The following is a 17,203-nucleotide window of genomic DNA, read 5'->3' as shown; positions in this document are numbered from 1 at the left end:
GACTGGTCCTTTTTTTGTCGTACTTAAGGAAATGGCAACTCTTCCGTTTGCTTTTTAAATAATAAATCATCAAGGCTTTTAAATTCATAACCTTGTTTCCTTGCATCATCAATGACTCGAGGTAAAGCCTCAGCGTTATCACTTGATACGGAATGAATTAACATGATCGCACCTGGGTGGATTCGCTTTATTATTTGTTCATAAGCATAATCTCCACCCTTTTGGTTGTCTACTTCCCAATCTTTATATGCCATAGACCAAAACACATTCGTATAGCCAAGCTTTTCGGAAAGAACTAAAGAGCGCTCACTGAATTGCCCTCTTGGTGGGCGAAGATATTTCATTTCTTTGACGCCAGTCATTTCTGTGAATTTATCCCTAACTTTATTTAACTCGTTTGTTAGACGGCCATCTCCTACTTCCGGCAAACTTGGATGGTGCCACGAGTGGTTTCCAACAATGTGGCCTTCCTCAACCATACGTTTTACTAAATCCTCGGCATCATTTAAATAATGACCTGTCACAAAAAATGCCGCCGGTACTTCTTTTTCTTTCAACACATCTAGAACTTTTTCGGTATAACCATTTTCATACCCATTATCAAATGTTAAATATAACTCTTTTTTTGTTGTATCTCCGATAAAGAACCCATTTGTTTTCTCAAGTAATTCCAAATATAAAGGTTCTGTCGTGACCGGCTTATTGTCTTTCTCTGGCTTATAACTCCAGTTATGTGTAGTATTGCTATAAGCAGCAGCCAGAGAAACACTACTCCCCACTAACAGGGCAAAAATGAGTGTCATTACGACCGTTGTCTTCTTTATCATTTGCATCAATCTCCCTCATTTTTTTGTTAGTTTATCACCGAAAAAAACGTTTATGTATGCAATGAGTGTTGGTAGAAAATGCAAAAAAAAAGAAGAAGCCCATATAAAAGGGCCTCTTCTAAACAGTTATTATTTATTTAAATACTGGCTCTTTGAATTGAGCTAACTTTTCAAGTGAGGATTTATCAACATCTGCATGCAAGCTGTTGCCATGAGAGTCCATTGTAACAATTGCAGCAAATCCTTCTACTTCAAGATGCCACATTGCTTCAGGAATTCCAAACTCCATTAAATCGACACCTTTTACTTTCTTAATACAGTCTGCATAATATTGAGCTGCACCACCAATGGCATTTAGGTATACACCACCATGCTCTTCTAGAGCTTTAAGCGTTTTTGGACCCATTCCACCTTTACCGATAACAGCACGGATACCGAACTTCTTCATGATATCACCTTGATAAGGCTCTTCACGAATACTTGTTGTCGGACCAGCAGCCTTTACATGCCATTCGCCTTGATCGTCCTTCATCATAACTGGACCACAGTGATAGATAACTTGGCCATTTAAGTCAATTGGAGCTTCATGATCCATTAAATGGTGGTGAATTGCGTCACGACCAGTATGCATCATACCGTTAATAATGACGACATCTCCTACTTTCAGTTCACGAATTTGCTCTTCAGTTATCGGTGCTTCTAGAACAACTTCACGTACACCATCTTCTTCTTGAGCAGCCGCGACTTCTTTGCCAATTTCATTGAGATCTATCTTTTCTCCATCTTTATAGAGCCATTCTTGAATATCTCCTGTTTCTTGGTCAAGTACTACACCTAAACGTCTATACGCCCAGCAGTTATATGCCACAGAAACAAAGAAGCTAGCAGGCAAACGGTTCATAGCTCCGATTTTACAACCTAATAAAGTCGCTTCTCCACCGAATCCCATCGTTCCGATTCCTAGCTTATTTGCATTTTCAAGCACATAGTCTTCAAGTTTCTTAAGCTCTTCATTTTCATTTACATCATCCACTGTACGGAAAAGCTGCTCTTTTGCTAACGAATAGCTTGTTGTGCGATCTCCTCCAATACCAACACCGATAAAGCCAGCACTACAGCCTTGTCCTTGAGCTTGATACACAGAATGCATGATACATTTGCGAATTCCATCTAAATCACGCCCAGCACGTCCTAAACCTTCTAATTCTGCCGGTAAACTGTATTGAATATTTTTATTCTCACAGCCACCACCTTTTAAAATTAAGCGGACATCAATAACATCTTTCTCCCATTGTTCAAAATGGATGACAGGAGTCCCTTCACCCAGGTTATCTCCTGAGTTCTTTCCTGTTAGGGAATCGACTGAGTTCGGACGCAACTTTGTATCTTTTGTCGCTCTTTCCACAGCAGCATATATAGCTTTTTTCATTTCTATTTGATTCACACCAACTGGTACTTTCACTTCAAATGTTGGCATCCCTGTATCTTGACAGATCGGTGAAACGTTGTCATCTGCCATTGCAATATTTTCTGAGATCGTTGAAAGTGACAAAGCCGCACGAGTACCCGCATTCTCTTTTACTTTTGCTTCAGCAATAGCGCGACGCACATCATTTGGTAGATTCGTAGATGTTTCAACAATCAGTTGGTACATACTTTCTTCTAAATTCTTCATTTCATCCATCTCCCTTTCCAACAAACATATCCTACTCATATACTATTATAATGCTAGTCCTAAAATTCCGAAAGTCTAAACTGGAAGCGCGTTCACTATTACATGAAATAGTGATCTATTTTTATAAAAGAAAAAGACCCAAAAACGTTTTAGGCCTTACGATAAATTCTTTTTTGTATGAAGCTCTGCTAGTGATTCTAAGTGAGCGGTTCTGTTTGTATAATGAATGACCGGTTTGTTAGTCTTTTTTGACCACTCTATATGTGTAATACTTGTGTTCTCAATTTGAAATGGACGATGAAATAAATGCCAATTTTCACCTATTAAAAGGTACATGAGAAAAATAGAAATAAATCCCCCATGAGATACAATAGCAACATGGTCATCTTTATGGGCTAGCTGCATTTGCTGGGCTACAAATTGGCAGCGCTTCGTTAATTCTTCTATCGACTCGGTACCTTCAACCCCTGATGTTAAGATAGACTTTTCCGAAGCGCTTGGATATTTCTCATAAATTTCCGATCGAGACAAGCCTTGCAGCGGTCCCAGAAATATTTCTCTTATCTTTTCCCATTTATGAACGGTAGTACCCGTTTTTCTGCCGATCGCCTGGGCTGTATCATAGGCGCGCGTCAAATCACTACTATATAGATAGTTGAGTGGCAAGTTCTTCATATAATCTGCAACTAATTCTACTTGGTGCTTCCCTAAATCAGATAAAGGATAATCCATACAGCCTTGAATCTTCCCCATTAGATTCCCTTCTGATTCTCCGTGCCGGATTAAATATAAGTTCATTCCTAATACTCCTTATTCTGACCAGTCATGACGGTACTGTTTACACTTTACCTCGATCTCATCTAACATCGATAGTAGACGATCTATGTCTTCAACATCAGCTTCTTCAGGTTTCATCGACTCGAGTGTTGACATCACCTGATCAAGACTGTTGTGTAGTTCATTCATTTGTTCTTTTTTATTATATAGTGGTTTATTCACCTTTTTTCGCTCCTTTAAAAATACCATTCAATATTTACTCTCATTACTATACGGACTAAAGTTACCTTTTTGCTAAACCCACTAAAGTGTAACAGATTCTTTCTTTCATCACAATTGAGCCCTAAAAGATCGAAACGCCTCTTTTGAAACACCGGCTTTTACGTTATGATGAAAGAAGTATGAAAATAAAGGAGCACGACCTTTGTGATTGATATTTTTCCAAAATTAACTCCAAGTAATGATCCTTGGGAAGCATACAAAGATATAGAAGAGTTTGGAGAATTAACATTAACCAATATAGAATTTACGACAACCGCACTATGTAATATGCGTTGTGAACATTGCGCTGTTGGATATACCCTGAAACCGAAAGACCCAGAACCACTACCATTGGAATTACTTATCAAAAGACTCGACGAAATTCCAACACTGCGTGCCTTTAGTATAACCGGTGGCGAACCAATGCTATCGATGCAATCAGTCGATAACTATGTTGTACCTCTTTTGCAGTATGCCCATAATCGAGGTGTTCGCACTCAAATCAATTCCAACCTGACACTTGATTTGAAGCGATATGAGAAAATCACCCCTTATTTGGATGTTTTGCATATATCACATAATTACGGAAGCGTTGATGACTTTGCTGAAATCGGTTTTGCCGTAATGGACCGTAAACCTAGCTTTGAACAGCGAGCAAAGCTTTTTAATCGTATGGTAGAAAACGCAAAGGCTCTTACAAGCCAAGGTGTTATTGTCTCGGCAGAAACAATGATCAATAAACGAACGCTACCAAACCTTGAAAGGATACACGAACAGATTGTCGAGATGGGCTGCCAGCGTCATGAAGTGCACCCTATGTACCCTAGCGATTTTGCAAGCGCGTTAGAGGTAGCCTCCCTTGATGAAATACGTTCTGGAATTCATCGTCTATTAGATACAAAAGACCCTAATACTTGGATGCTGTTTGGCACTTTGCCATTTTACCCTTGTAGTGATAATGAAGAAGATTTGCTTTTACAAAAGCGCTTATATTCAAGTGAGAATGTAACGGTTCGTAACGACCCGGACGGGCGCTCTAGGTTAAATGTTAATATTTTTGATGGGGATATCATTGTGACTGATTTTGGAGATGCCCCCGCATTAGGGAATATTCAAACAACATCTTTACCTGATGCTTATTTCACATGGAAACATTCAGACCTAGCAAAATCGCTTAATTGTCACTGTCCATCTGTTCGGTGTTTGGGACCTAATGTTCTGGTTAAGGATGCCTATTATCAAAATGTTGACTTTACGAAACGAAAATCAAATATTTAAGCACAAAAGTGCTGTCTCACATTCAGGTACGTGATTGTGAGACAGCACTTTTCTTAACTACTTAGGTTGATTGGAAGCGACAAAGGCAAACTTAAGGTGATCTTGAACAGGAATCCATGCTCCTATCCCTTGTTGTGTAACATTCTTGATTTCCAACTTACGCTTGCCACCTTTAAATGTCAAATAAACTTCTCCGTAAGTTACCTTCCCTTTTTCATTTGCAGCTGGCACAAAGCTATGCAAGTACCCTACTTGCTTTGGTGCAATGTTATAAGTGTTATTCTTTTTTGTGCCTTGTCCAATCACCGTCTCAAACGCTAACGGCAAATCCGTATGCTCAGTCGCTTTAATCATCATCATTTTTTTAACAGCTTCACTATTAGGAATTTTTGCAGTTAGTCCACCACTAACCTTCTTTTGCTGTTCTTGATTATACGTGAGCTTCTGTGGTGAGCGACCTCCACGGTTATCTGAATAATTTGTATTTACTTTTTGATACTCCCAATTCACTTCAGTACCTTCTGACTGATAGGCTAAAGGCCACTCTCCAAGGTAAATGGAAGCACGAAATCCTAAAGCTAATTTTGAATCATTAATTGTTGATTCATTTAAAATACGAATCAAATCAGGATTTTCAATTGGTACATCGGTTGAAGCTAATAATTCTTTGGCTAACTCACTCGGCTGTAAGTACGGCAAATCTTGAGTTGGGTTTGTGTACGTATTTTCTTTAGCGATTTTGACAACAGAATCAGGGATTTTAAAATCCTTTTCCTTACCTTTTTTCCCTTCATCTTCTGCAAATACTTGTACAGTCGTTGCTAATAACAGCACTGCGATTAATGTTATAATCACCCGCTTCATCTTAAAACCTCCTCATTTCTTTTAGGGACATTGTTTTACCATAGTGTAAGCACTTGAAAAAATATTATCCTTCACTACCGAAAGCTTTCATTTTTTGGTAACGTTAAAGAGATTCTTCAAAAACGTTCGTTCATTACTAATTTACACGAAATGTTTAAATTACTTATGGATCGTTTTAGAGGAATATCGTAAGGAGGAATAAGATGGAACCTGTACATATTCTTTTTATCGGAGCTGGAAGAATGGCTGAGGCAATCATTTCAGGAATTCTTCACAAGAATACTGATGTGTCCATTACGGCAGCTAATCAGAAAAATTTAGAACGACTTGCCTATTTGAAAGAGACATATTCAATCGAAATTACGCAAGACTGGACGAAATCAGTAAAAGAAGCCGATGTTATTTTGTTAGCTTGTCCACCTAATGAACATCCAGAGGTTCTTGCGACATTACACCCACTTTTACATAAAGAACAGTTTGTCGTAACCGTAGCAGCTGGCATTGGCCCTTCAACTCTAGAGGCAGCCTTACCAAACTTAACTCCAGTCGCTTGGCTGATGCCAAACACTTCTGCTGATGTTGGAAAGTCGATGTCCATTTATGCACTCGGCAAGCATGTTCAGCAAAAGCACAAAACATTATTCGAGAAGATCGTCTCTTCCATTGGACCTTCAGAAGAACTCGACGAACAACAAGTTCACGACCTAACGGCGATCACTGGAAGTGCCCCTGCCTTTCTGTATTACTTTATCGAGGCTCTTGAACAAGCCGCTACCTCTTATGGAATCACGTCAGACCAAGCAAGGAAACTTGTTCTTGAAATGGTAATTGGAAGTGCTGCTATGCTCGAGAAACATCGAGATCCTAAGATGTTACGAGCACAAGTAACATCACCAGGAGGCTCAACAGCTGAGGGTATTGCGTCACTTGAGAATGATGAGTTTTTCACCACTATTAAGAAAGCTGTTCTAGCAACAAACCAGCATGCGAAAAATTCAGGATTAAACTAAAAAAAGGGCAAACAGCATAGTTCCTTCAAAGAAAATGAAGCATGAACTAGAAAAGCACTGAAAAAGGGTATTTCCCTTTTTCAGTGCTTTTTGAGCTGGACATCTGACCTTTGACTTATTTAGCCATTTCCCAATTAATTCTTTTTTCAACTCTTGGAAAAAAGAATTGGATAAGAGGTCCTATTAAGAATGTTACCAAAAGCGTTCCGATTCCAATTGGCCCTCCCACTAACCAAGCAAAGACTAAAGCTGTTACCTCACCAATTGTCTTTGCGACCATTAAATTTACACCAAGTACATCTCTTAATGCAAACATAAGTCCATCTATTGGGATTAACGCAAATTTAGCTTGCATATAGATTGATGCACCAAAAGCTAATATCACAATCCCTAATAGCAACGTCACCATCTGTAAAACCAAATCACCAAATAAAACATTTGGAAATACGACAAGCAACCAAAAATCAATAAAGAATCCAACTATAACTATCGTGATTAACGAAACAATTACCGGTCGAGACCTTGTGAGAAGCGAATTAATGATTATTAAAGCAATACCCACAAATATGACCCAATTCCCTACGGAAAAACGCGTTTGAATCGCCAAGCCCACATTCAAAGCATCCCAAGCTCCTGCTCCCAGCCCAGCAACGATCGTTAAAGTAATACCAAAAGATACAATAATTAGACCACCCGTATAACTTAATGCTCTAATTAAAAAAGATTTCATACATAACCCTCAATTCTTCATTCTTGTCCCTTTTCTTTGTTCTCTGTTTTTTCTCCAATTTCCACGCCTATTTTCCGCCAATTTCCGAGGAAATAGTAACCAACCGCAATGAGACTGCTGATGATAAAACTCACACCGATTCCCAGAGCAATTCCCCTCTCCCCAATCCATGCAGAGAACATTACTGTTAAAGGATAGCGTAAAATCCAAAATGAAATAACATTTAAGATTAAAATGGGAAACATTGCTCCAGCTGCCCGAGCTATTCCATTCAATACAAAATTAATTCCCAAAAATGGGTAGAAAAATGCAATTGTCTTTATATACATTGCCCCAAATTGTATCGTTGCCTCATCTTTTACAAACATTCTTATAAAAAATTCAGCACCCAAAAAGATAATCGTACTAATTGTTAGTGATACGATAGTAATTAGCAATAAAGCCTTTTTGGCAATCGCATTAACTCGATCCCAAAGATTCGCTCCGATATTTTGACCTGCCATACTGTTCACAGCAGAACCTAAAGTAAGCGCAGGCAACATAATCAGGCTATCCAGTCTTTGTGCGGCTCCAAATCCAGCAACAACTTCTTCACCAAATCCAGTAACAACGGTCATGATCGCCAACACCCCTCCGGATATTACCATCATGGATAAGCCTGCTGGCAGTCCCATTCTAAACAATACTAAGAAGTACCTTTTTTCAGGTAGCTTCGGTATTTGAAACGGAACATTGGCTTTCTTAATAGAATACCATAATCCATAGACAAAGGCTGTTCCTTGGGAAACAATGGTTGCATAAGCAGCTCCATTAATCCCTAATTGAAAGACATGAATAAATAACGGGTCTAGCACTACATTTAGCATAACAGCAAGCAAAATAAACCGGATCGGCGTCTTGCTATCTCCCAATGCTCTTAAAACCGTACCAATAAAATTATAACCAAATAAGAACAAAATCCCAATAAAGTTAATTTGCAAATACGATTGAGCCATTGGTAAAATCTCATCCGGAGTTCCCATAACTCGCAATATCGTCCCCGAGAAAAAAAAGCCGATTAAACCGAGTAAAATAGCTAATGCACCTAATACAAATACAAACGCATTTAGGGAGTCTTTTAACCCTTGTTCATCATTTGCCCCACGCCTTTGACTTATAACTGTTAAAGTCGCTCCATTTAGTCCTATTATAAATGAAAGTGTTGTGAAAACAACCGTTGCCGAAATCGTAATTGCCCCTAGAGCACTTGGTCCTAAAAGATTTCCGACCCATAAAGAATCGATAAATTGATAAGAGGCTTGAAGTAAGTTAGTAAGAAAAATTGGCCATGAAAATAAAATCATATTTTTCGTTATATGGCCACTCGTGAAATCAATTTGCTTTGATTGCGGCATATGTATCCCCTTCTTTATTAAACAAGGAAAGAAGGAAATTGTCTCGTTAAAACGCAAGTAGTATCATATTGCGTTTCTAAAATAGAAATTCTCGAGACAACCCCCTTCTTGGCTTTATGCTTTTTTTCATAAATCAGAATATTATTGAGTGTTTTTACATTCAAATGTCTCTGTAATTCGAATTGAATCCTTCACTGATTGATACATAGAACAATTTTTTCTCGTAAGCTCAAAGATCTTATCCAACTTTTCATTAGTAGCATTGACTCCCACTAAAGTGAAATGCAGATGGATTTCGGTAATTTCATTTGCTCCCGTTTCACTTCTTGTTACATTTGCTTTTATTTGGATATCTTCATAAGCCATTCGCTTCTTTTCTAATATCTTCCTGAGAACTCCTCCACTGCATACAGCTACTGAGGACACAAGAAGTTGATAAGGACGAAATCCAAATTCCTCATTTCCCGATATTTCTAATTGTCCAAATTCAATTTCTGAAACGAAACTATTTTCCTTCATTATAAATTCCATCATTAATCGCCTCCTCTTTGTACACGCCTTATTATTGTATCAGTCTCTCATCCGAACGTCATGTTTTAAACAACATTACATATAGTCATTTTAATAAGAAAAAGCTACAATAAACCAGACTGGTAAAGAAAGTAAGGGGTTTTCTATGAACCATTTTCACTTTTGGATTTTAGTAAGTATTGTGGCATTAAGTGGATTTAGCCAAGGGATGCTTCTCCCACTTATTTCGGTTATTTTCGAACAAGATGGAATTTCTGCAACATTAAATGGCCTTAACGCCACAGCTCTCTATATAGGTATTCTTTTAATCTCTCCTTTTATGGAACCACCTTTAAGAAAATTCGGTTATAAACCTATGATTATTACGGGTGGTCTCATTGTCATTATCGCTTTGCTTTTATTTCCTGTATGGAAGTCATTTTGGTTCTGGTTCTTCTTAAGATTATGTATAGGAATTGGCGATAATGCCTTACATTTCGGTACACAAACGTGGATCACTTCAACATCTCCAATAGAACGACGAGGTCGTAATATTAGCATTTATGGCCTTTTCTTTGGTGTGGGCTTTGCTGTTGGGCCACTGATGACTCCACTAATCTCCATTAATGAAGCTCTACCTTTTATCATCTCTGCTCTACTTTGTTTACTTGCTTGGGTATTTTTGTTTTTTCTTGAAAATGACTTCCCAGAGCAATCAATTGAACTTAGCTCTTTCAGGGATACAGCTAGTCGTTTCAAAAAAGCCTTACGCTATTCATGGGTAGCTTTATTACCTGCTTTAGGCTACGGCTTTTTAGAAGCTTCTTTAAATGGCAGTTTTCCTATTTATGCTTTGCGTATCGGTTACGATATTCCGAGCGTATCCATTCTCTTAGTATCTTTTGCAATTGGAGGGATTGTTTTTCAACTTCCACTTGGGATATTAAGCGACAAATACGGCAGGAAGAAAATATTATCTTTTATTTTGCTTTCAGGAAGCTTTATGTTTTTCTTAGCAAGTTTTCTCGAACAATCATTCATTGGTTTAAGTAGTTTATTATTTATTTCAGGCATGTTAGTTGGATCTACTTTTTCCCTTGGCATTAGCTTCATGACCGACTTAACACCGAAATCACTTCTTCCAACAGGTAACCTTCTATGTGGCATCGCTTTTAGCTTCGGCAGCCTTTTAGGTCCTTACTTAGGTGGGCTATTTATTCAAACGATCGAAGGAGTTAGCTTCTTTGTCATTATCGGTTCAATGTTACTTGTCATTTTTCTATTCGTATCCTTCCACAAAACGCACTAGAACCATAAAAATGATGAGAGGTGACCACCTCTCATCATTGTATGTAAACTATTTCTTTAACCCTTTAAAATCTTCAGCTGCTTCTCTCGTTGCTTTTACAATCTCCTCAGAGCTTTCCTTCAAGTGTGAGGCTGTTTCTCCAATGATCTTAACATCCTTTGAAATATCTCTTACTACTGTTGAAACTTCACTAGCCGTACTTCTAACTTGGTCTACAATTTGTTCTCTATTTTCTCGAATAAACTGTACAGCGTTATTTGTTCCCTCTCTTAGTTCCTTCAGCTCGGCCAACATCTTCGTTCTCCACTCTTTCTTAAGTAAAACGATTGAGATAAAAATTACGCCAAAGATCCAGATCAGTTTTAATGAATTGTTTTTATTCTCCATTATTGCCCCTCCTTATATCGGTCTTAACAGTTATTTTATCAATAAAGGTAAGGAAAAGGAAAGAATAGGATATAACTTTTACAGTTGGATTTCACTCATTTTGATAAAAATAATAATGACCGTCCATCTTTACAGTAATTTCTCCTGACTCGACCAACAAATCTAAATGACCAAGCGTCTCTGAAAATGTTAAATCTGGTTGCTGCAGGTGCTTTTGTTTAAATAATGCAAAGCTAATATCGTGTACAGTCATTTTCCTGTTGGAAATAATCTCTTTTATAGACATAGCCCGATTCCACTGCTCTTGCAACCTTTCGTCAACCAGCTTACAAACTTCTTCCACCATCCCTCCATGCCCTGGCATGATTAAAGATAAGTGTAAATCTTTAACTCTTTGTAACGTTTGACGATATTGCAACAATGTTTTTGGACGTTCTTCCCCCTCCATAGGAGCTTCAATAATTGCATTCGATGAGATCTTTGCTAACAAAACGTCTGCTCCAATTGCTACCCGATCATGTTCACGAACAATCATAATCTGATTTTGGGCATGCCCAGGAACCTCGACAACCCTCCAACCTGAAAGGCCAGGTACAATATCACCATCCTGTACAAAAATATCTAATTCGACCGGTTCAAGGGTGTTCATATAGCTTTGATTGGCCATCATAATCTGCTTCATTAACTCAACTGGAAGACCATTAACTCTGTATAAGTCATTAAGATAATACTTGCTTTTTTCTAAGAATGACATATCTTTTGTTATCCATGGTTGTAAGTATCGATGACCGATTATTTTAGCATGAGAAAATAAATGAGTAAGTCCAGTATGATCAGGGTGATGATGCGATAAAATCACTTGTTCTATATCCATTGTAGAGAATCCGAGTTGATTTATTTGACGTTCAAGTGACTTTCTTCCTTCTTCGGTATGAGGTCCTGTATCCAAAAGAGTTAACGTTTCCCCACATATTAAATAAACGTGCACAGGGCCTACAAGAAATGGTGTTGGAATTGTCAATTGATGAATTTCCTCTGAGCTCACATATGTACCCTCCTTTTTAATTCATTAGGGACGTTTTCTCACGTCCACGCATACAATATTTTACACTTAATAAATGAGAAAGCAAAAAAGAGCGAATCTATTTTCCGAAAGATTCACTCAATAAATCTCAACAATACTATATGTTTTCTCTCTTACACGCGCTAGTTATACGCTTGTGTTAAAAAGTCATCTGTATCTAGTTTCTCAAAGCCATCATGACTTGCTTTCTTAAGTTCATCTAATTCACTAGCCAATCGATCCAACTTCTTTTGCATCTCTTCAATCATTTTCTTTTCTGAAACTGTCATGATAACTCTCTCCTTTTAATCTATTCTATTCTTTGATAAGTGATTGAGCAGTCGCTCACTTTCGTTATAAATAAAAAACGCTTTTTTAACGTTAAAAATATTCTAACAATAATTCAGACTATTGTAAACCACTTTTTTAATTGTTTGAAATATTTACACTTCAATGAAGTTATACACATACTTATCAACAGAACTGTGCATAACTTTGTGATACCTGTGTATAACCACTATTAATATGTTAATAACCCTCGTTATGTTAAGTTGAAATTAGGTCATTCGACAAACTCTAACAATTTTCTTTTTTTCGAAAGATTGTAACAATTCTATATTATATTTAATATAATAACTGATATACTAGTTATAGAAAGTCATATAGAACATAAGAGGGGGATAAGACCATGAGAAGACAATCCTTTTCATTTGAAGAATTGGTGATGGAAAATAAAAAGCAATTATTAAATGATCCTGAAGCATTAGCGAAAATCGAAGAGAGAATTGATGAAAGATCAACTAGCGAAGCATCTAAACAAGAAAGTAAACTCACAAAATAAAAGGAGCGAGATTACCGACATAGGTATCTCGCTCTTTTTTTAAGGCTGACTCGCATACTTTGTTGTTTTTGGGCTTATGTGTATTCACATGTTCGTTCCATTGCGCTTTCAGTCACTCGCACCCGCTAGGAGGTGCCGAGCCTCCTCGGCTGCGCCTGTCGGGTCTCGTCCCTACCTCTAAATCCCACAGGAGTCGAATGACTTTCGCTTCATTTCACTACGAGTAAAAACTTCCTAATAGCAACAACCTTTACAAAAACAGCCTTTTTTAATGAAACAGACAAAACACTTACCCTCTTGCCGCTTCATCAACAATGACCGTTACATTCGGGTGCTGCTTCAGAATAGATGCTGGAAAGCTTTCGTCGACCTTTTGATCTAATAAACACCGCACTGCTTCCCTTTTCCCTTCTCCTGAGATGAGCAACAGGATTTCTTTACTTTTCATAATACTTGCGATTCCCATAGTGATTGCATGTGTGGGAACATCTTCTAAGCTAGGGAAGAAGCGCGCGTTCGCTTTGCGTGTAGAAGGAGCAAGTTCGACAACATGAGTTTGAGACGAAAAAGAAGTACCGGGCTCATTGAAGCCAATGTGACCATTTTCGCCTATCCCTAAAATTTGGAGATCTACTCCTCCCTTTTTCTCTAACATCCGCTCAAATCTAGCGCATTCTTTTTCACCATCTTCCACATCACCCTGTGGAACATACGTATTTTCCTTCTTTATGTTAATATAATCAAACAAATGTTCATTCATAAAGTATCGATAGCTGTTCGGGTGATTTTTGGATAGTCCCTTGTATTCATCGAGATTAAACGTTGTTACCTTTTGATAAGATGTGCCATTTTCATTATGATCTTTAATCAACTGTTCGTACGTTCCCTCTGGTGTGCTGCCAGTAGCTAAGCCTAGAGTTATGTTAGGATTCTCATGGACTTTACCGATAATGAAATCAGCTGCCATTCGACTCACTTCCTCATACTCCTTAACCACTTTTATTTTCAATGCTCTCACCTTCCTTTCGATAAGCTAATTTACCTTTACAAAACGTCATCAAAATATCAAGGTTTTCATCAAGTACGACAAGGTCTGCATCCTTGCCCTTAGCAATGCTGCCTTTTCGGTTAAATAACTGTAATTGTTTAGCTGGAATAGTAGAAGCCATACGAATCGCATCCTCAAGGGAACAGTTTGTGTGGCTGAGAATGTTTCGTAGAGCCTGTCCTAGCTCCAACATACTTCCAGCTAAGGTTCCATCCCCTAACGTCGCCTTTCCATCATTAACCTTGATCTCTTGACCACCAAGTTCATACAAGCCACTTTTTAAACATTTTGCTCGCATCGAGTCAGTAATGAGAATCACGCCTTCATGGCCTTTTTGTTTAAGTACGATACTTAACAGTTCCGGTTGCACATGAACGCCGTCAGCAATCAGCTCTGTTTTTAGTTCCTCATGAAGAAGGGCTGCTCCGACTACTCCAGGCTCACGATGATGCATTCCTCTCATCTGATTAAAAAGATGCGTCACTTGAGAGGCCCCCGCTTCGATTGCTTCCTTCATTTCATTGTATGTAGCATTTGAATGCCCGATTGAGGCAACGACCCCTGTTCGCACTAAATAGTGAACAAATTCCATACCACCGTTTATTTCAGGTGCCAGTGTTACGACTTTAATATGGTTGTTCGCTATTGTCTGCCACTTATTAAATAATTCAATATTTGGTTCTCTTATATAAGAGCGAGGCTGTGCCCCGGCCATTTCTTGATTAATAAAAGGGCCTTCCAAATGGATTCCAATCACTTCTGCTTTTCCGGGCGCATTAGAAACTTCAATGTAATCACCAGCATTATTCAGGGCTTTTTCTATCACTGATGTTTCTTGCGTGATCGTCGTTGCAAGAAAACTGGTCGTTCCCTCATTCGGAAGAGACGTTGCCATCTGCTCCAACGCTTCCTTTGTCGCATCCATCGTATCAGCACCATTCACGCCATGAATGTGAATATCAATCAGCCCCGGAATGACTTTCGATTTTGGAGGAACGGAGATGACTTGGCTATCATCTTCACTCGTTAGTTGATCGCCTGAACCAATTTCAACAATCACACCGTCTCGCATTTTTATAAAGCCATTATCGATGATTCCTTCCTCTGCATAAATTTGTACGTTTTGAACGAGTAGATTCACAATGATCTCCTTCCTGTTTTTAAGGAGTGCCTTCCTTAGGATGCCTGCCCATCAGCGTTCTATATGAGTCCACTGAAATTTAATCGTTATATATCCTCACACCTTTTGATCATCATTCGTGTTTCAATGATTTAATTTGATTTATAATAGAAGTATATAACAATACATTAAAGGTGTGATGAAATGAAAATAGATTCTACCGACCGACGGATATTGGAACTCCTATCCGTTAATGGAAGAATGTCATATGTAGATATTGCTAAAGAACTTGGTCTTTCTCGAGTAGCGATAAGAGAACGAATCAATCAATTAATCGAAGAAGAAGTCATAGAAAAATTCAGTGTAGTCATTAATTCTGATAAAGTTGGAAAGAAAGTCTCGGCTTTTTTTGAAGTTGATTGTGAACCAACTTCACTTGTCTCTGTTGCTGAAACATTAGCAGAAAATCCAAAAGTAGCCAGCTGTTATCAGATGACTGGACCAAGCACCCTTCATATGCACGTACTCGTTGAAGACTTTGAAAGGCTTGAACAGTTTATAAATGAAGAACTGTACGCCTTAAAAGGTATCACAAGAGTTGAGAGCCACATCTTACTAAGACGGTTCAAAAGCCGAACCGGTCTTAAACTTTAGACACTTCCACAAAAATACGTACACTTTTTTAAAAATAGAAAGAGGCAATCTCAAAATTTGAGCTGCCTCTTTTCAGTCTAACTATATCATTTTCTCTATATATGGTGTCAATTAATATCTAAGCAATGTTGTTCACTTGAACAACGACGACAGATAGTCTACTTTGCTTCTTTGCCCAGAACACGATTTACACGCTTACGCAACATGTCCATCCCACTTCCACCAGCTTGGAAATGTCTTAGTTTGCCTTCAGCATCAAATACATAATAAGCCGGAACATATTTGTTTTCGAATGCATCTGTCAATTTATGTTCACTATCTACGAAAGTCGGTTGAATGATATCATGCCCTTGCGCCATCGCTTCAATTACAGACATGTCCAAATCATTTTCCGAACGTGGCATATGAACGGCAACCACGTTTAACTCATCATCATACTCATCACGAAACTCGTTAATCTCAGGCATTGCCTCTTTACACAAACCACAACTTACAGACCAAAAGTGAATAAGTGTTGCCTTTCCACTTTCAAGCAACTCTTCCTTTGTTACCTCTTCGTTCAACCATGCCGTAGCACCTGTTAATTCTGGCATCTCTTCACGTAGTTTCATACTTCCCCACTCCAATTCTATTATTTTTTATCATCCATCTAGTACATTTGTAAATAGATTGCTCTTCTAAAAAACTAATAATTAAAGTGTTTCTTGACCTGGTTTCCAGTTCGCTGGGCATAAACCACCAGTTTGTAAAGCTTGTAATACACGTAGTGTCTCATCTACATCGCGTCCGATATTATTATGATTGACAACAGAGTACATTAATTCGCCTTCCGGGCTAATGATGAATAGTCCACGAAGTGCAACTCCTTCTTCTTCAACAAGAACACCGTATTCACGTGAAACAACATGGTTCGTATCTGCAGCTAATGGATAGGCTAACTCACCAAGTCCATTCTCATCTCTTGAAGTGTTGATCCATGCTTTATGGGTATGAACTGTATCAGTCGACACTCCAATAATTTCAGCATCTAAATCTTCAAACTCATCATAACGATCACTTAATGATGTAATTTCTGTTGGGCATACAAATGTGAAGTCCATTGGATAGAAGAATAAAACAGTCCATTTATCCTTTTTCATATTTTCTTCTAAGCTCACTTTTGCAAATTCTTTATTTGGCATTACTGCTTCCATTTCAAATCTTGGTGCTTGTTTAGCTACCATTCGTTTATCAGTCATTTATAGCAACTCCTTATTTATAATTATTATTAATTGATTATGTTTATCATTTTATCCGACCTTTCATTCTCTGTCAACACTAAGCGATAATTATTTTAAATTAAGAATTAAAGTTAATAAGTCGCAACTAGAAAAAACCCCATGGATTGCGATTCCATAGGGCCAAAAAGGAAGTATCATTATTTTTTCTCATTTTACTTAGTCCCGTTGAAAAAAG

The 17,203-nt window shown here is 38.1% G+C and carries 20 protein-coding genes; 5 read left to right on the top strand and 15 right to left on the bottom strand.

All coding sequences use genetic code 11. The features are described from left to right. Positions 1–23: 23 nt before the first annotated feature. From pdaA to AC1FXZ_RS17470, 4 genes are all read right to left on the bottom strand, one after another. Entirely contained in the window at positions 24–827 is an 804-nt protein-coding gene (gene pdaA / locus AC1FXZ_RS17485; protein ID WP_480055993.1) for a delta-lactam-biosynthetic de-N-acetylase, read from the bottom strand. 133 nt (positions 828–960) lie between these two features. Then, positions 961–2,502 carry a fumarate hydratase gene (locus AC1FXZ_RS17480; protein WP_480055991.1) on the bottom strand — a complete coding sequence of 514 codons (1,542 nt, stop codon included), beginning with the start codon at positions 2,500–2,502 and terminating at the stop codon, positions 961–963. A 156-nt stretch (positions 2,503–2,658) separates the two neighbouring features. Then, positions 2,659–3,300 (bottom strand): histidine phosphatase family protein, encoded by a 642-nt coding sequence (locus AC1FXZ_RS17475; RefSeq protein WP_480055989.1) that lies wholly within the window; start codon positions 3,298–3,300, stop codon positions 2,659–2,661. Positions 3,301–3,312: 12 nt separating this feature from the next. Then, on the bottom strand, positions 3,313–3,528 hold the full coding sequence (locus AC1FXZ_RS17470) for an SE1561 family protein (RefSeq protein ID WP_480055987.1): 216 nt from the start codon (positions 3,526–3,528) through the stop codon (positions 3,313–3,315). Between the two features lie 177 nt (positions 3,529–3,705). Here AC1FXZ_RS17470 and yfkAB point away from each other — a divergent pair, with 177 nt between their 5' ends. Then, positions 3,706–4,818: a radical SAM/CxCxxxxC motif protein YfkAB gene (yfkAB, locus tag AC1FXZ_RS17465; protein ID WP_480055985.1), complete on the top strand. Its 1,113-nt coding sequence runs from the start codon at positions 3,706–3,708 to the stop codon at positions 4,816–4,818. Between the two features lie 57 nt (positions 4,819–4,875). On the opposite strand, the gene AC1FXZ_RS17460 is transcribed toward yfkAB, so the two are convergent. Further along, complete coding sequence (locus AC1FXZ_RS17460; RefSeq protein ID WP_480055983.1) at positions 4,876–5,682, bottom strand: YfkD family protein; 807 nt, start codon at positions 5,680–5,682, stop codon at positions 4,876–4,878. A gap of 203 nt (positions 5,683–5,885) precedes the next feature. On the opposite strand from AC1FXZ_RS17460, the gene proC reads away from it, so the two are divergent. Continuing rightward, the gene (gene proC / locus AC1FXZ_RS17455) at positions 5,886–6,692 is read left to right on the top strand and encodes a pyrroline-5-carboxylate reductase (protein ID WP_480055981.1); all 807 of its coding nucleotides are present in this window, start codon (positions 5,886–5,888) and stop codon (positions 6,690–6,692) included. Positions 6,693–6,807: 115 nt separating this feature from the next. Here the strand turns inward: proC and AC1FXZ_RS17450 are convergent, their stop codons facing one another. The 3 genes from AC1FXZ_RS17450 to AC1FXZ_RS17440 all read right to left on the bottom strand — a co-directional run bounded on the left by AC1FXZ_RS17450 (position 6,808) and on the right by AC1FXZ_RS17440 (position 9,347). Further along, complete coding sequence (locus AC1FXZ_RS17450) at positions 6,808–7,422, bottom strand: YczE/YyaS/YitT family protein (protein WP_480055979.1); 615 nt, start codon at positions 7,420–7,422, stop codon at positions 6,808–6,810. Between the two features lie 17 nt (positions 7,423–7,439). Then, positions 7,440–8,855, bottom strand: a complete 1,416-nt coding sequence (locus tag AC1FXZ_RS17445; RefSeq protein ID WP_480056080.1) for an MATE family efflux transporter — start codon at positions 8,853–8,855, stop codon at positions 7,440–7,442. A gap of 102 nt (positions 8,856–8,957) precedes the next feature. After that, positions 8,958–9,347, bottom strand: coding sequence for an OsmC family protein (locus AC1FXZ_RS17440; protein ID WP_480056078.1), 390 nt, complete (start codon positions 9,345–9,347; stop codon positions 8,958–8,960). 145 nt (positions 9,348–9,492) lie between these two features. Between AC1FXZ_RS17440 and AC1FXZ_RS17435 the strand changes: the two genes are divergently transcribed. Further along, complete coding sequence (locus tag AC1FXZ_RS17435) at positions 9,493–10,635, top strand: MFS transporter (protein ID WP_480055977.1); 1,143 nt, start codon at positions 9,493–9,495, stop codon at positions 10,633–10,635. 48 nt (positions 10,636–10,683) lie between these two features. Here AC1FXZ_RS17435 and AC1FXZ_RS17430 read toward each other — a convergent pair whose 3' ends face one another. The 3 genes from AC1FXZ_RS17430 to AC1FXZ_RS17420 form a co-directional block, all read right to left on the bottom strand. Further along, positions 10,684–11,022 (bottom strand): hypothetical protein, encoded by a 339-nt coding sequence (locus AC1FXZ_RS17430; protein ID WP_480055975.1) that lies wholly within the window; start codon positions 11,020–11,022, stop codon positions 10,684–10,686. 91 nt (positions 11,023–11,113) lie between these two features. Beyond that, the gene (locus AC1FXZ_RS17425) at positions 11,114–12,067 is read right to left on the bottom strand and encodes an MBL fold metallo-hydrolase (RefSeq protein ID WP_480055973.1); all 954 of its coding nucleotides are present in this window, start codon (positions 12,065–12,067) and stop codon (positions 11,114–11,116) included. Between the two features lie 161 nt (positions 12,068–12,228). Next, complete coding sequence (locus AC1FXZ_RS17420) at positions 12,229–12,375, bottom strand: hypothetical protein (RefSeq protein ID WP_480055971.1); 147 nt, start codon at positions 12,373–12,375, stop codon at positions 12,229–12,231. Positions 12,376–12,773: 398 nt separating this feature from the next. Here AC1FXZ_RS17420 and AC1FXZ_RS17415 point away from each other — a divergent pair, with 398 nt between their 5' ends. After that, a complete protein-coding gene (locus AC1FXZ_RS17415) occupies positions 12,774–12,926 on the top strand; it encodes an FbpB family small basic protein (RefSeq protein ID WP_480055969.1) in 153 nt (50 codons plus the stop codon). A gap of 289 nt (positions 12,927–13,215) precedes the next feature. Here the strand turns inward: AC1FXZ_RS17415 and nagB are convergent, their stop codons facing one another. Beyond that, positions 13,216–13,935 carry a glucosamine-6-phosphate deaminase gene (gene nagB, locus AC1FXZ_RS17410; RefSeq protein ID WP_480055967.1) on the bottom strand — a complete coding sequence of 240 codons (720 nt, stop codon included), beginning with the start codon at positions 13,933–13,935 and terminating at the stop codon, positions 13,216–13,218. Further along, entirely contained in the window at positions 13,916–15,118 is a 1,203-nt protein-coding gene (gene nagA, locus AC1FXZ_RS17405) for an N-acetylglucosamine-6-phosphate deacetylase (RefSeq protein ID WP_480056076.1), read from the bottom strand. Before nagA ends, nagB begins: the two co-directional genes overlap by 20 nt. Before the next feature lie 180 nt (positions 15,119–15,298). Between nagA and AC1FXZ_RS17400 the strand changes: the two genes are divergently transcribed. After that, positions 15,299–15,748 carry an Lrp/AsnC family transcriptional regulator gene (locus tag AC1FXZ_RS17400; RefSeq protein ID WP_480055965.1) on the top strand — a complete coding sequence of 150 codons (450 nt, stop codon included), beginning with the start codon at positions 15,299–15,301 and terminating at the stop codon, positions 15,746–15,748. Between the two features lie 158 nt (positions 15,749–15,906). Here AC1FXZ_RS17400 and AC1FXZ_RS17395 read toward each other — a convergent pair whose 3' ends face one another. After that, a complete protein-coding gene (locus tag AC1FXZ_RS17395) occupies positions 15,907–16,359 on the bottom strand; it encodes a TlpA family protein disulfide reductase (protein ID WP_480055963.1) in 453 nt (150 codons plus the stop codon). Positions 16,360–16,440: 81 nt separating this feature from the next. Beyond that, positions 16,441–16,986, bottom strand: coding sequence for a peroxiredoxin (locus AC1FXZ_RS17390; protein WP_480055961.1), 546 nt, complete (start codon positions 16,984–16,986; stop codon positions 16,441–16,443). Positions 16,987–17,203 lie beyond the last annotated feature (217 nt).

This window comes from Halalkalibacter sp. HAAS-P014 (assembly GCF_056619965.1).
The sequence above is the reverse complement of the archived record's forward strand: the minus strand, read 5'-3'. Positions and strand labels throughout refer to the sequence as shown.